The following is a 14723-nucleotide window of genomic DNA, read 5'->3' on the forward strand; positions in this document are numbered from 1 at the left end:
TTACACGGTACCTTTTTCATACTGTGAACGCATTTTGTTCTTTTCAATTCTATTTTTCTCTTTGATCGCAATCTTCTCTTTGTATTTTTCAACACTAAAACCAATCAACGTTAAAAATGGTGCTGAGATAAAAATAGAGCTGTATGTACCGATAATAACACCGAGTAACATTGTAAAACTAAAGCCATTAATAATTTCTCCACCAAAAACGTAAAGGGTTAGGACAACAAAGAAAACAAGTAGAGAAGTAATGATTGTACGAGAGAGTGTTTTAGAAACACAAATATCAATAATCTCAGAGAAATTCATATTTTTAGTCTCATCAAGCTCTTCTCGAATACGATCGAAAATAATAATGGTATCGTTAAGCGAGTAACCAATCAATGTTAAAACGGCCGCTAAAACATCAAGGCTAAACTCAATATCAAAAAGAATAATTGCTCCCAATGTAATGGTAATATCATGAGCTAATGTAATAATAGAAGCAATAGCAAATTTCCACTCAAAACGTACGGCAACATAAATCAAAATACCGATCATCGCTAAAATCGCTGATATAATACCTTTTGATCGTAGTTCACTTCCTATTTTTGGCCCTACAATATCCACTTTTCGTATATCAAAAGAACCGGTGTCTTTTAAAAGTACTCTAATATGATCCCCAATATCTTGCCCAACACTATCGCTCACAGCTGCAAAACGAATGACAATCTCTTCAGCTGAGCCAAATTCTGTAATTTGAGCTCCTGCAAACATTTTGTCTTTTGCAAGGTCTTCTCTGATTTTATCAAGAGGAGCTTTTGCATCATACTTGAGCTGAACAACGGTTCCACCTACAAAATCAACACCGTAATTAAATCCTTTTGTAAAGACAAGGATAACAGAGACAAACGCTAAAAAAAGTGTTGATAGCACGAAGAGACGTGCATATTTCATAAAATTGTAAATTTTACCTTTTGAAAAAAACTCCATTAGTGACCTCTCTTTTTCATGCCAAACCAAAAATTAATACTATGATTTTTTTCAATATAAGACATCAACGCTTCATACATTCCATGTGTACCTAAAATTGCTGTCAACATCGAAATCAAGTTACCAATAAGCATACTGATTGCAAAGCCTTTAATTGGCCCTGTACCGTACACATAAAGGATCACAGAAGAAACGGCTAGCGTTAAGTTACCATCAACAATGGCACTCATAGCATTTTCATACCCTTTTTCGACAGATTGTCTAATGGCGACACCTTGACGCAAGAGTTCACGAATCCGTTCGGTGATAATAACGTTTGCATCCACGGCCATACCAAGGCTTAGAACAATACCTGCCATACCTGGTAACGTAAGCGTTGCTCCAAAAAGTGCCATAATGGCAATCAATAAGAGAAAGTTTACTAAAAGCGCAAAGCTAGCAAAAACACCCGCCATATGATAATAAACTATTAAAAATCCAACAATAAGAATAAATCCAGAGATTAAAGCAATAGAACTTGCTTGAATACTATCTGCACCTAAAGATGGTCCCACACTTCGTTTTTCAAGGAGTGTAACGGGGGCTAAAAGAGCACCACTACGAAGTGCAATAGCCACATCGTGCGCCTCTTTAACACTAAAGCCACCGCTAATCTGACCACTTCCTCCACCAATTCGTTCACGAATAACAGGATCAGAATAGACTTTATTATCTAAAACAATTGCTAAACGATTGCCAATATTATTGGCTGTGAAATCACCAAAAATTTTTGCACCCTCAGAGTTAAGGGTAAAGTTAATCACAGGTTGATGCATGTCACTAAAAGCTACTTTGGCATCGGTAAGCATGCTGCCATCGATGATAGGAATCTCTTTGAGAATATGGCGAATATTATCGCCTCTTGCATCACTTAAAATAACATCACCGTATTGAGCTGCCTCTGTAGGACTCATACTATTCGCACGATCACGTTTTTTTTCATCAACGGCCATCAGTTGCAAATGTGCTGCTTTTGCGATCAACTCACGAGCACGTTGCTCATCTTCCGCTGTTTTAATACCTGGAAGTTCGACCAAAATTTTATCACTTCCTTGTTTTGCAACATTGGGTTCCGCTAAACCAAATTGATCCAAACGATTACGAATTGTCTCAACAGCTTGAGAAATAGCATACTCTTTAATAATTGTTTTTTCTTGATCTGTTAGGTTTAAAGAGTAACGTAAAGCTTCTTTTTGAACGTGCAAGCCACTGACAGTTTTAAGCATTTCATCAATTTTTTTCTCTTCATCTTTGTCAAGAAGTGTGAAAGAGAGCACCTCTTCATCAAGACGAAAATCATCAATAATAATGTCATTACTTTGCGCAAAAAACTTGATACTGGAAGCAATAGATTTAACTTTTGATTTGATAGCTTCTTCCGTTTTTACACCTAAAAGCATATGAAGACCGCCTTGAAGATCAAGACCCAAAGCAATTTTAGCCCCTTTTTCACTTTGCAAAAAAGTAGGCATTGACATGCCTACTCCAAAGATAATTGCAATGAGAAAAATGACTAAACGGTAATTGAATTTACCACTAGGCATCGATTTTCTTTGCAATATATTCTCTTGAAATCTTCACCATGACGCCTTCATCATTAAGCTTAACTTTGATAGAATCTTCTTCAGGTTTCACGACTTCACAGATTAAACCACCACTGGTAATAACTTTATCACCTTTTTGAAGTGCTTCAAGCATTTCTTTGTGTTTTTTCACCTGTTTTTGTTGCGGCCTAATCACAAGAAAATAAAAAATTGCGAAAAGAACAACGAGTGGAAGTAAAGAAGAGAGTAAACTTGCAGAACCTTGCATGGAAATCCTTTGTGAAAAAAAATTTAGAGATATATTTTACCCGCATTTATATAATAAAAGCCTTTGTTATCGCCTTACTCCTTTCTGCTTTTATTTACCTAAGCTATTTTGAGATCACCTTGCGTCCTCTCAATTCTCTTTTAGCAATCGCTGGTTTTTACCTTCTTTTGGGCGAAAATCGCATCGTCTGGTTTTGGAGTGGCCTTTTTATTGGACTTATGTGGTTTTACTGGATTAGCTTTAGTTTTGTCTATTATGATTTGAGCTTTCTTATTCCTCTCATTATTTTTGGTGTTGCTTTCGTTTATGGCATTCTTTTTTGGCTGATTGGACGATTGGGAAGTTCCATTTATGTGCAACTACCACTGCTTTTTAGTGTCAGTTTTATTGATCCTTTTGGCTTTAATTGGTTAAAACTTGAAGTTATCCTTATTGATACCTATTTTTCAACCACACACCTTGCCTTTGGACTCTTTTTAAGTGGTATTACCCTTTTAAAAGCACTTCCAAAATGGTTTAAAACGCTAGCGCTTATCCCACTTCTTGGAGCTCTTTACCAAACAACACCCAATGTAACTCTTCCTAAAATGGATGTTGCGATACCTACGATGCATATTCCACAATCCCAACGTTGGGATACTGCGTATCAACAAAAAGCGATCGATCTTAATTTCGCATTGATTGAACAAGCCATTGCTCAAAACAAAGAGCTGATTATTTTTCCAGAAAGTGCATTTCCACTCTACTTAAACCGTGCTCCTCGTTTGATTGAAGCACTAAAAAATTACTCTGAGCGGATTACGATTGTGACGGGATCATTGACGTATGAAGAAAATGAAGGTTTTTACAACTCTTCGTATCTTTTCAAAAAGGGAGAAATGCAAATTGCTCACAAGATTGTTCTTGTGCCTTTTGGTGAAGAGGTACCTTTCCCTGCATTTATTGTTGAAATTATCAATAAACTCTTTTTCGATGGGGCAAAAGATTATCAAAAAGCAAAAGAGCCACACGATTTTGTGATAGAGGGGATTCCATTTAGAAGTGCCATTTGCTATGAAGGAACAAACGATAAACTGTTTGCGGGAAACCCTAAACAGATGATTGTCATTAGCAACAACGCATGGTTTAGCCCGTCAACGGAACAGACCTTACAATATTTACTGCTGCGTTACTACGCGAAAAAATATCAAACGGTGATTTATCATAGTGCCAATAGTGGCAAAAGTGGCGTTATACTGCCTTAAAGGCACCCATGCGTGAGTGCCTTTAAAAGCTTTACATGTAAACTATTTTTTAAGTGCTTTAAAGATCTCTAAGCTATCCAATTTTTCCCAAGGATAGTCACTCTGCCCTACTTGTCCACGTGCTGCAACATCTGCGTATAAGAACGTTTCACTGCTTGGTTTATCCAAACTAAATTTTTCAGTAATCCAACGAGGTGTCAAACTAAACGTTTCAAGAACAAAGCTTGAGAGTTCATCATCACTGATACTGGTATAGGTTCCAGAGGTATCAACAGCAATGGAGACAGGTTTTGCCACACCAATGGCGTAAGAGAGTTGAACAGAACATTTTTTAGCAAGACCTGCTGCTACAATATGTTTTGCAATCCAACGTGCCGCATAAAGACCACTACGATCTACTTTGGTATAGTCTTTACTGGATTGTGCGCCACCACCGATAGGTGAATAACCACCAAAACTATCAACGATGAGTTTACGACCTGTTAACCCTGAATCGTGAAGTGAACTGTGGTTAACATAACGACCTGTTGGGTTAATATGAATAATGGTGTCATTTGGATCATACAGATCTGTTGGAAGGCCTGTATCATCAATAAGACCCTTAATCAAAGCTCTTACTTCTTCGATTGGCATCGTTTCTGTCGATGGCGCAGAAACAACAATCGTATGAATTTTTTGAGGCTTGCACTCTTCAAAATTTTGTTTGCTACCATAATCAACCGTGACTTGTGTTTTAATATCAACACCCAATTTATGGTTGTGTTTCAGTGCATAATTGTAAACTTTATCGCATAACATTCTTGCGTACGTGATAGCCGCTGGCATAAAATCAGCCGTTTCAGATGAGGCAAAACCAAACATAATGCCCTGATCGCCTGCACCAATTTCACCACTTTCTTGATCGACACCTTGATTGATATCGCTACTTTGTTGATTGAGAAGGACTTGCACTTTGACTTCATCAGGATAGAGACATTGCTCTTTAGTGAAAGCTGACTTACCATCGTAACCGATTTTAATGAGGGCGTCTTTTACGATTTTTTCATAATCAGAAAAAGAGAGGATACTCTTCGTATTGACCTCGCCACCGATGATAACATGCTTACCTGCAACAAAAACTTCACTGGCTACGCGTGAGTTTTTATCGGCAATAATGAGCGCATCAACAATACTATCTGCAATGATATCGGCACATTTGTCAGGGTGACCTGGGCTTACCACTTCAGAGGTAAAAAGGTAGTGTTTTGTGTGTTCCATTTTTGTTTTCCATTTCTTTGTTTTCCAGCAAAAAGCCTAAACCTCTGCATTGTTTTCCATCCTTTTGTTTTCCGTTTATGGTTTCAAGAAGAGACGAAACATAAAATAAAATTAAAAGTTTGAATAAGAGCTCCTATGAGCCCACCGCTTATTAAGAAGAGTATAATACTCTCTTTATTCTAAAAATTTCTTTGGTCATTGTGCTACTACGAAATGATAAGATTCCATACACCAATACTGACAAATGAAAAGAGAATACCTAAAGCAAGGGCATTAATCAACAAATCTCGATTCAGCCCTCCCCTAATTCCAAAAACAACCGCCATCGTCATCGGAGGCATTGCTGTTTCTAAAAAAGTGACCCTAACCCATTCGGCTTTTAAATCGGCAAAGAAATAAAATCCTATAAGCATCAAAAGTGGAGCAATTACCATTTTAAGGCTGAGTGCAACCATATTCTCCTTGAAGTAAAGCGATAAAGTACGAAACTCCAACTTCATACCTACAATAGCAGTAACCAAAGGAATCAGTGTAGCTTGAAACTTATCAAGAATTGTTTCAATGAGTGGAGGAAATTCTGTCCCTTGAAAATAGATTGCAACAACAATAGCAAGAAGCGGCGGTGAAAAAACCATCTGTTTTGCCACATCACGCACACGTTGTTCTTGTCCTCCACCCCATGCAATGAGCGCTATACCAAACGTCATCAAGGCAATAAACGTACCAATTTGATCGTACACGAGAGCATAACTGACAGCATGCAGAGAGTAAAAAGATTCGATGTAGGAAAAGCCAACAAAACCTGTATTGCCAAAACCGACAATGACCATCATCGTGACGAGATTTTTTCGATCCATTTTCATAATGCGACCAGCAAAATAACCCAAAGACAAAGAGAGTGCCATCGTTATGTAGGCAATGAGAATAATGGAGAAAACTTCATGACTAAACGTCATATGCCGTATTTTAGAAAGGGCAAGTGCAGGGAGTGAAAAGTAGATCACAAACTCGGTTAAAGCCTCTGAAATATCGTGTTTGATTTTTTTAAAAAGATACCCTAAGGCAACAAAAATAAAGACGGGAGCAACATTTTCAATCATTCTAAACTTCTTTTACATGTAAAGGCAAAAAGGCGCAAAATCACCACGGCTTTGTCGTGGAATTTTCTAAAGCGTTTTCTAACATACCTAAAAATTTCTCGCGTTCTATGACACACGCACCTAAGGATTGGAGATGATCGGTTGGAAGCTGACAGTCTATAAAATCACCCCCTAAACCTTTCACTTTCTCACACAACCCTACTAAAGCGGCTTTTGAAGCATCACTCTTTGTTGAAAACATCGACTCACCACAAAATACGCCTCCAAGATAAAGTCCATACAAACCTCCGACCAATTTTTCTTCGGCATAACACTCCACCGAATGGGCAAAACCCTTTACATGTAAATCACAAAATGCAGAGATTAAATCTTCGCTAATCCAACTTTTTTGCCCTTTTGCAAGTCTGGTTTCTAAACACAAACGCATCACTTTCTCAAAGCAGGTGTCATAGCGTATCTGAAAGTGTTTCATACTTTTGGCTAAACTTTTGGAGATTTTGATGTTTGAAGGGAGAAGAACAAGCCTAGGATCGGGCGACCACCAAAGAATCGGATCACCCTCATTAAACCATGGGAAAATGCCTTGAACATAGGCCCGAAGCAATCTCTCTGGTTTAAGATCGCCTCCCCATGCTAAAAGCCCCTCAGTACTGGCATCTGTAGGATCAGGAAACGTATAATCGTTTGGATGCAACTGAGGGATGAGTACCTTAGTTGCCACCGCTGTATTCAAAGACCAATTTTTTAGACTTAAAGTCAATTTTACAAACACCACCATTTTTGAGCTTACCAAAGAGTACTTCTTCGGAAAGAGGTGTTTTGATCTGCTCTTGAATGACACGACGCATCACACGAGCACCCATCTCTTTGCTGTAACCCTCACTTGCAAGGTATTTTTTAGCAGCTAAACTTGCTACGATCTCTACTTTTTTATCTTTGAGTTGCTCGGTGAGTTCACCTAAAAGCTTCTCGACAACATTGATCATCACAGACTCTGAAAGCGGAGCAAAATGGATGACTTCGTCCAAGCGGTTTCTAAACTCAGGCGAGAAGAACTCTTTAATCGCGTGATCCGTTCGGCTGTTTTCACTCTTTGTAAAGCCCATTGTTGGAGCTTCTTTTGTTCCAAGATTGGACGTCATGATGATAATAACATTGCGAAAATCAATCTTCGTTCCATTGTTATCAGTCAAGGTCGCACTGTCGAAAATTTGAAGCAAGATATTCAGCATATCAGGATGCGCTTTTTCAATCTCATCGAGCAATAACACGGTATAAGGATGCTTTTTGATCGCTTCACTCAGTTGTCCACCCTCATCGTACCCCACATAACCAGGAGGCGCACCGATCAGACGACTGACAGTATGTTTTTCCATATATTCGCTCATATCGTAACGCTCAAAATGCACACCAAGCTCAAAGGCAAGCTGTTTAGCCACTTCGGTTTTACCCACCCCTGTAGGTCCTGCAAACAAGAAAGAACCAATCGGCGAGGTTGGGTTACCAAGTCCAGCGCGACTTCGTTTAATCGCTTTAGCCAATGCCTCGATCGCGGCATCTTGTCCAAAAATTTTGGATTTAAGGTGCATTTCTAACTCTTGCATGACAGCACCCTCATCCTTAGTGACACTACGACTTGGAATGTTCGCAATTTTTGCAAGAACCGCTTCAAGATCGCTCATCTCGACTACTTTTTTACGCTTTTTAGCGAGGTGAAACGACGCACCCACTTCATCGATGAGATCAATTGCAGAATCGGGTAAAAATTTGTCGCTAATGTATTTTTTGGCAAGCTCCACTGAAGCTCTTATGACTTCATTAGGGTACTTCACGCCATGATGTTTTTCATAACTTCCTTTAAGTCCTTTGAGGATCAAAAAGGAGTCTTCAATGCTTGGCTCTAACACATCAATCTTGGCAAAACGACGGCTCAGTGCTTTGTCTTTATCGAAGAAATTACGAAACTCGCCATAAGTGGTAGCACCAATGCAGCGAATTTTTCCAGAAGCAAGTGCTGGTTTTAAAAGATTTGAAAGATCCATAGACCCACCACTCGTTGCACCGGCTCCTACGATGGTATGAATTTCATCAATAAATAAAATAGCCCCTTTTTTCTCTTCCAATTCTGTAAGAATTTCTTTGAGACGTTTTTCAAAATCACCACGGTATTTGGTACCTGAAAGCAGCGCGCCCATATCAAGCGCATACACAGGTGTATTTTTTAAGATTTCAGGAACTTCCCCTTCGCTAATCTTTTCAGCCAAACCTTCAACAATGGCCGTTTTACCAACACCTGGTTCGCCTACCAAAAGAGGATTGTTTTTCTTTCTGCGACACAATACTTGCATGACGCGTTTGACCTCATCAGCACGTCCAATGAGTGGATCGATCTGTTTTTGTTTTGCAAGCGAAATCAAATCAAGCGTATATTTTCCAAGTGCGCTCTCTTTTTGCTCACCAAGACTTTGCTCTTTATTTTGAGGAGCACTGAGCGCGGTTACTTCTTCAACAACAAGTAGTTTATCCACCCCTTGTTGCAATAAAAGAGCAACACAAAAAGCATTGCTCTCATCCATCATGGCTATTAAAAGATCAAACACACTTGCTTCAGATTTGCCCGCACTTTTTACATGTAACATCATCGACTCAACCACACGAGAAAGCGCTACGGTTTCTAGTGGTTCATAACTCTCTTCGCTTGGAACGACCTGAGGGTTAGCTACAAAGTACTTCTCCATGGAGCGTTGCAAGAAAGTAATGCTGAGTCCACAGTTGATAAGAAGCTCAGCCACATGTTCATTGCTCAACAAAGCAAAAAAGAGGTGATCAACGGTAATGTATTCATAACGATGCTTCCTAACAAACGCGATGGCATCATTGAAAACGAAATTGAGTTCTTGACTAACCATAATCTTCTCCTTTTTTACGTTATAAGCTTAGAAAAAGAGTTACTCTTCTTCCATAATGGCACGAAGCGGAAATTGCTCCTCTTTTGCCATTTTTCGTACATGCGCCACTTTTGTCTCAGCAATTTCATAGGTATAAACGCCACAGAGCCCTTTACCTTTTTCATGAACACTGAGCATAATTTCGTTTGCTTTTTCAAAACTATGATGAAAAATCTGCATCAAAACTTTAATGACAAACTCCATACTACTATAATCGTCATTGAGCAACAAAACTTTGTACATTCTGGGCTCTTTGATCTCGATGGCGTCGATCGTTTCGTTTTGAAACTCCCCTTCTAAGTGGTGCATTTAAAGCCTCTATTTTGCTGTGAGTTTGTCAATATCTTGTTGGATAATATCCAAACCTACTTTTCCGATATAAAATTTATTCTCTGGATTGGAAGCATTGTAAATATCCGTCACTTTTTGGTATTTACCCTCTTTCAGGACAATTTTAAACGGTACTTGCAATGTTCCTTTATACGCGATGTCTTGAACGATTGTCTCGACTATTTTTTTGTTTTTAGGAGAGTTGGTAATAAAATAATATGCATTGTATTTTGCTGCAAAATTCTCGACCACATACTCATCGCTGACTTCTTCAAAATAGTTAAGTCCAATAAGCATGACATCATCAGCATTTTGAAGTTGAAAGTCCATCAAAGAAGGAGCTTCTTCTTGACATGGGACACAAAACGTACCAAAAATATCGATCAATACAATCTTACTTTCATCATCTTCAATCACAAAACCACCGTTTTTACGAAGCAATGTCAGTTTTGCACCTGAAACGCTTTTAAGCTCAACTTTATCGCCCTCTTTATAGGTCTCCTTGGCTGTAGAAACCGTTGATGTTTCTGAACCACATCCCAAAAACAGAAGTGATGTCATAACTGCGATTAAACTGATTAATTTTTTCATGTTTCCCTCGTACTAACTTTTAGTTTATTCTACTTTATTAAGATAAATAATATGTAAACTACTCTTTGTAAGCATAATTTTTGATCGCTGTTTTAGCTTCTCTTTGGGCATCTTTCTCTTTTAAGCTCTCTCGTTTGTCATGCTCATTCTTACCACGTGCTAGTGCGATCTCAACTTTAGCAAGATTTTTGGCATTAAAATAGATCGCAAGGGGCACGATGGTAAGTCCATCTTTCGCTACTTTCATATCCCATTTGCGTAACTGCTTCATATGTAAAAGTAGTTTTCTTGGAGCCCTCTCATTAGGAGCATAATTTAGATTCGCCGTTGAGAGATGCGAAATATGTGCATTGAGCAAAAACGCTTCCCCTTTAATGATCTTTACAAACGAGTCTTTAAGATTGACTCTACCTTGACGAATCGCTTTCACTTCACTACCTTGAAGCACAATACCCGCTTCAAGTTTTTCTAAAATTTCATAGTCATGGAACGCTTTTTTATTGCGTGCGACAGCTTCACCCATTTTTTACCTTATGCGCTAATCTGAAAAAACTACTTCCACTACCACTAAAAAACCATCCCTCTTTGGCATATGTGCCAAGTTCCGGGTATGCTTTTAAGCATGCAGGGAAAAGATCATTGAGCTTTTCTTTACTAAAATTATCCAACAGTTCAAGGCTCTTTAATGCTGCCATTCTCGAAGCTAGCGCTTGATCTATGGATTGCAAGAAATATTCCCTATAGGTTTTATACACCAATGCTGTGTTGCATGCAAGTGGCGGCGTAAAGACCTCAATGTCAAGAGCTGGCTCATCAAACTTCTCGACAACCTCACCAATGCCACTGACATTGGCACTATCAAACCCTGAAACAAAGAAAGGAACATCCGCACCCACTTCGCTTCCAATGCGCATCATCTCTTCAACACTTAGCCCTAAAGTTGCCACCTCATTAAGCATCTTTAAAAATGTTGCACTGTCACTACTTCCACCACCAAGTCCTGAGCCTGTAGGAATTGCTTTCTTTACATGTAAAGCATTTTCACTCATCACACGCTCGATCTCTTTAGCAAAACCGTGTTGTTTGAGTACCATGAACGTGCGGTACAGGGTATTGTGCTCCAGCGCGCAATTAAAATCGCCTACCAACTCAAAAGGATGAGTGCTCTTTTTAGGTACAAAGCTCAATGTGTCATATAAAGAAGGGACCAGCATAAAGCGCGAAAGTAACTCATGGTAATTGCCACGGGTCCCAACGATTTTAAGAAAGACATTGATCTTTGCGTGCGCTTGATAATGCATTATTTAAATTTCTCACTGAGGCTTGAAAGAGCACTATGGTCGGTACTTTTACTTGCCTCAATATTGGACTCTTTAATGGCACGTTCTAGCTCTTCGCGAAGAATGAGCATGTTTTTGGGTGCATCAAAGCCTAATTTGACAACACCTTTTGAGATTTCAATGACACGCACCGTTATATTCTCATTTAAAACAACACCCTCTCCAATTTTTCGTGTGAGTATTAACATGTTACGCCCTTAGCGATAGTGAATTTAGGAGATATTCTACTCCATTTGCGCTGATTTCCACAACGCTGAGCATCTCATCAATAACGATTTGATAAATGCCCTCTTCTTGCTTTTCAAAATTTTGAGCACTAAGCTTTCGACCCAAGAGTATATCTTGAGGTTCACTGAGATAACGATTTATGGGAAGATCAAGATAATCCAGTGGGTTTAACGCACGCTCATTGTCATAAAAAAAATCGCCTTCATTAAGACGTTCTAATGCACTTAAACAACCACGAAATCCTAGTTTCTCAGCAATCAATGCGCCAATACTTCGCACATATCCCCCCTCTGAAATCGTAATCTCAAAGGTCAAAAAAGGATGTGAGTAGTGAACCAAATGGCAGTCATAAATAGTGCTTGTGATGGCTTTGAGTTCAAACTCTTTATCGTTGCGTGCCAAATCATAGGCACGTTGTCCATCAATCTTCTTAGCCGAATATTTAGGTGGCAGATACGTTTTTTCACCTACCATGCTTTGCAATACAAAGTTTACAGAGTCAGGATGAAATGGCATCATCTGCTCAACGTTTTCAACTTTTTCGATGTCTAAGGTAGGACTTGATGCACCCATCCACAGTGTTGCTCGATACGTTTTTGGCGCTTTTTTCAAAAAACGAAACAATTTTGTAAATTGCCCAAAAGCTATAATCAAAACCCCTTGAGCAAACGGGTCAAGCGTGCCTGAAAATCCCGCTTTTTTCATATTGTAGCGTCGTTTAATGCGACTTAAAAAATGGTTTGAAACCATACTCGCGGGTTTATAAGCAACAAAAAGGCGATTGTCCACTATATCTTCTCCACAAATGACGCTAAGATATCCCTTCTAGTACCACTAAAGTTGATCTGCAATTTAAACTCGCGCCCTACTTTACTCACTTCGGTCACACGCCCAATGCCAAAGATTTTATGCTTCACTAAATCGCCTTTTTTAAACGAAGTCGTTTTCTCTAAAATCAGACTTCCCTCGCAGACACCTGCTTCTTTAAGAAATCTACTTTTGGTAAGTTCAGTTCTTCGTCCTTTGTAAAAACGACTTCCAGAGAAGCTCAGGGTTAGCTCTTTTTTAGCACGTGTAATGGCGACATAACCCAAACGACGTTCTTCTTCAATGTCGCTACCATCTCCAATGAGGGGGAAAAAGCCCTCTTCCAAACCAATGACAAAGAGATATTCAAACTCCAAGCCTTTACTTGCGTGAATGCTCATAATCGAGATATTTTCACTATCAATCTGATCTTGGTCACTTTGGAGTGCTAGTTCATTTAAGAAGTCATCCACACCCATTTGTGGATTTTGCTTCACGTAATCACGGAAAAGTCCGTAAAACTCATCAATGTTGGAAAGACGATCTAAGGAATCAGGTTGATTGTTGTAATACTCTTTAATCGCAAAGGACTCTTCAATCGCATCGATCATATCGTACGTAGAGTTTTGCTGAATGCTCTGCATATGGGCAATGTTTTGAACAAACTCTTTGAGGGCTAGCGAAGCTTTTTTGGTTGCGTCTTTTTCAATCGCAGCTTCATTACATGTAATGTACTCATAAATCGACTGATGGTTGTCGTAGGCTGATTTAAAGATACGATCAATGGTCACTTTACCAAGACCTCGTTTAGGGCGATTGATAATGCGCTTGATGGAAAAATCATCATGGGGATTGGCAATCACACGCAGGTAACTGATGACATCTTTGACCTCAGCACGCTCATAAAACTTGACACCACCTACCATATTGTAAGGAATTTTCTCTTTGTTAAGCCCTTCTTCGAGTGAACGGCTAAGAGCATTAATGCGGTATAAAACAGCAATTTCATGAGGGTTTACACCACTTTCAATCAGCTTTCGAATACGCTTTGCAATGGAGTGAGCTTCTTGATTTTCATCATGTGAATCCATCACCTCAATCGCTTTCCCCTCACCTTTTGTACTCTCAAGCACTTTACCAATACGTCCACGATTGTGTTCGATGAGATCGTTCGCCGCTTTGAGAATTTGGGTGGTTGAACGGTAGTTTTTCTCTAATTTAACGATTTTAACATTGTCAAATGATTCATGAAATTCTAAAATGTTTTTAATGTTCGCACCACGCCAGCCATAAATACTCTGGTCATCATCGCCCACAACACAGAGATTACTGTGGGTGAAACAGAGCTTGCGAAGTAGCTTGTATTGCAGTTCATTCGTATCTTGGTACTCATCCACCATAATGTATTGATAACGCTTGCTTACCTCTTCGCACAGAGCGTCATCGCCCTCCAAAATTTTATACGGAAGCACCAAAAGATCATCAAAATCGACTAAGTTATTGGAAAGCAAATAGTCTTCGTATTGCTCATAAATTTTAGCAATCGCTTGATAACTTTTCTGCTCTGCTTTCTCCCACGCCACTTTGGGGTCAATCAACGAGGTTTTATAGCGTGAAATCTCACTGGAAATCATGCCTGTTGAAAGTTCTGTCGTGGAATTTAAACTTTTTAAAATACGCTTTTTATCATCGGTGTCGATAACAACGAAGCTATTTTTTCGTCCTATTTTTTCAATGTGAAACTTTAAAAAAAGTAGACCAAATTTATGGAATGTACACAAAAGGGGTGGATAGCTATGCTCTTCGATCATCGCCATAGCGCGTTCTCGCATCTCACTAGCCGCTTTGTTGGTAAAGGTCAGTGTTAAGGTATTTGCAGGAGGAATCCCTAAGGAAAGTAAATACGCTAAACGCGAAGTGATCGTTTTCGTCTTTCCACTACCTGCACCTGCCAAGATAAGCACAGGACCATCCACACACTTTACGGCATCTTGTTGTGACTCGTTTAACATCGCTAAATCTTGCATGCGTTCATCTACTTTTTTGTGATATAAA

Annotated in this window: 15 protein-coding genes; 1 reads left to right on the plus strand and 14 read right to left on the minus strand. The window is 39.1% G+C overall.

The window, feature by feature from the left end; all coding sequences use genetic code 11:
- Genes secF through yajC form a run of 3 tightly spaced genes read right to left on the minus strand, consistent with a single transcriptional unit; the run spans position 1 to position 2823 of the window.
- Positions 1–972, minus strand: a complete 972-nt coding sequence (gene secF / locus SAR02S_RS07185) for a protein translocase subunit SecF (RefSeq protein ID WP_041958215.1) — start codon at positions 970–972, stop codon at positions 1–3.
- Positions 972–2555 (minus strand): protein translocase subunit SecD, encoded by a 1584-nt coding sequence (gene secD / locus SAR02S_RS07190; protein ID WP_041958217.1) that lies wholly within the window; start codon positions 2553–2555, stop codon positions 972–974. The genes secF and secD overlap by 1 nt, the downstream gene beginning before the upstream one ends.
- Complete coding sequence (gene yajC, locus SAR02S_RS07195; RefSeq protein WP_041958219.1) at positions 2548–2823, minus strand: preprotein translocase subunit YajC; 276 nt, start codon at positions 2821–2823, stop codon at positions 2548–2550. Before yajC ends, secD begins: the two co-directional genes overlap by 8 nt.
- A gap of 11 nt (positions 2824–2834) precedes the next feature.
- Here yajC and SAR02S_RS07200 point away from each other — a divergent pair, with 11 nt between their 5' ends.
- Positions 2835–4067 (plus strand): apolipoprotein N-acyltransferase, encoded by a 1233-nt coding sequence (locus SAR02S_RS07200; protein WP_041958221.1) that lies wholly within the window; start codon positions 2835–2837, stop codon positions 4065–4067.
- Between the two features lie 42 nt (positions 4068–4109).
- Here SAR02S_RS07200 and metK read toward each other — a convergent pair whose 3' ends face one another.
- From metK to SAR02S_RS07255, 11 genes are all read right to left on the minus strand, one after another.
- A complete protein-coding gene (metK, locus tag SAR02S_RS07205) occupies positions 4110–5324 on the minus strand; it encodes a methionine adenosyltransferase (RefSeq protein WP_041958223.1) in 1215 nt (404 codons plus the stop codon).
- Positions 5325–5530: 206 nt separating this feature from the next.
- Complete coding sequence (locus SAR02S_RS07210; RefSeq protein ID WP_041958225.1) at positions 5531–6424, minus strand: AEC family transporter; 894 nt, start codon at positions 6422–6424, stop codon at positions 5531–5533.
- A gap of 40 nt (positions 6425–6464) precedes the next feature.
- Positions 6465–7157, minus strand: coding sequence for a leucyl/phenylalanyl-tRNA--protein transferase (aat, locus tag SAR02S_RS07215; protein WP_232294004.1), 693 nt, complete (start codon positions 7155–7157; stop codon positions 6465–6467).
- Positions 7135–9333, minus strand: a complete 2199-nt coding sequence (clpA, locus tag SAR02S_RS07220) for an ATP-dependent Clp protease ATP-binding subunit ClpA (RefSeq protein ID WP_041958227.1) — start codon at positions 9331–9333, stop codon at positions 7135–7137. The genes aat and clpA overlap by 23 nt, the downstream gene beginning before the upstream one ends.
- Positions 9334–9372: 39 nt before the next feature.
- Complete coding sequence (gene clpS / locus SAR02S_RS07225) at positions 9373–9681, minus strand: ATP-dependent Clp protease adapter ClpS (protein ID WP_041958229.1); 309 nt, start codon at positions 9679–9681, stop codon at positions 9373–9375.
- 9 nt (positions 9682–9690) lie between these two features.
- A complete protein-coding gene (locus SAR02S_RS07230; protein ID WP_041958231.1) occupies positions 9691–10293 on the minus strand; it encodes a TlpA disulfide reductase family protein in 603 nt (200 codons plus the stop codon).
- A gap of 58 nt (positions 10294–10351) precedes the next feature.
- Positions 10352–10816 carry an SsrA-binding protein SmpB gene (gene smpB, locus SAR02S_RS07235; protein WP_041958233.1) on the minus strand — a complete coding sequence of 155 codons (465 nt, stop codon included), beginning with the start codon at positions 10814–10816 and terminating at the stop codon, positions 10352–10354.
- Entirely contained in the window at positions 10809–11594 is a 786-nt protein-coding gene (locus SAR02S_RS07240) for a 4-(cytidine 5'-diphospho)-2-C-methyl-D-erythritol kinase (protein ID WP_041958235.1), read from the minus strand. Before SAR02S_RS07240 ends, smpB begins: the two co-directional genes overlap by 8 nt.
- On the minus strand, positions 11594–11821 hold the full coding sequence (gene csrA, locus SAR02S_RS07245) for a carbon storage regulator CsrA (RefSeq protein ID WP_041958237.1): 228 nt from the start codon (positions 11819–11821) through the stop codon (positions 11594–11596). The genes SAR02S_RS07240 and csrA overlap by 1 nt, the downstream gene beginning before the upstream one ends.
- A gap of 1 nt (position 11822) precedes the next feature.
- Positions 11823–12650: a tRNA pseudouridine(55) synthase TruB gene (truB, locus tag SAR02S_RS07250; protein WP_198133092.1), complete on the minus strand. Its 828-nt coding sequence runs from the start codon at positions 12648–12650 to the stop codon at positions 11823–11825.
- Positions 12650–14695, minus strand: coding sequence for an ATP-dependent helicase (locus tag SAR02S_RS07255; protein ID WP_041958430.1), 2046 nt, complete (start codon positions 14693–14695; stop codon positions 12650–12652). The genes truB and SAR02S_RS07255 overlap by 1 nt, the downstream gene beginning before the upstream one ends.
- Between the last annotated feature and the right edge of the window lie 28 nt (positions 14696–14723).

This window comes from Sulfurospirillum arsenophilum NBRC 109478 (genome assembly GCF_000813345.1).
Classification (GTDB): domain Bacteria; phylum Campylobacterota; class Campylobacteria; order Campylobacterales; family Sulfurospirillaceae; genus Sulfurospirillum; species Sulfurospirillum arsenophilum.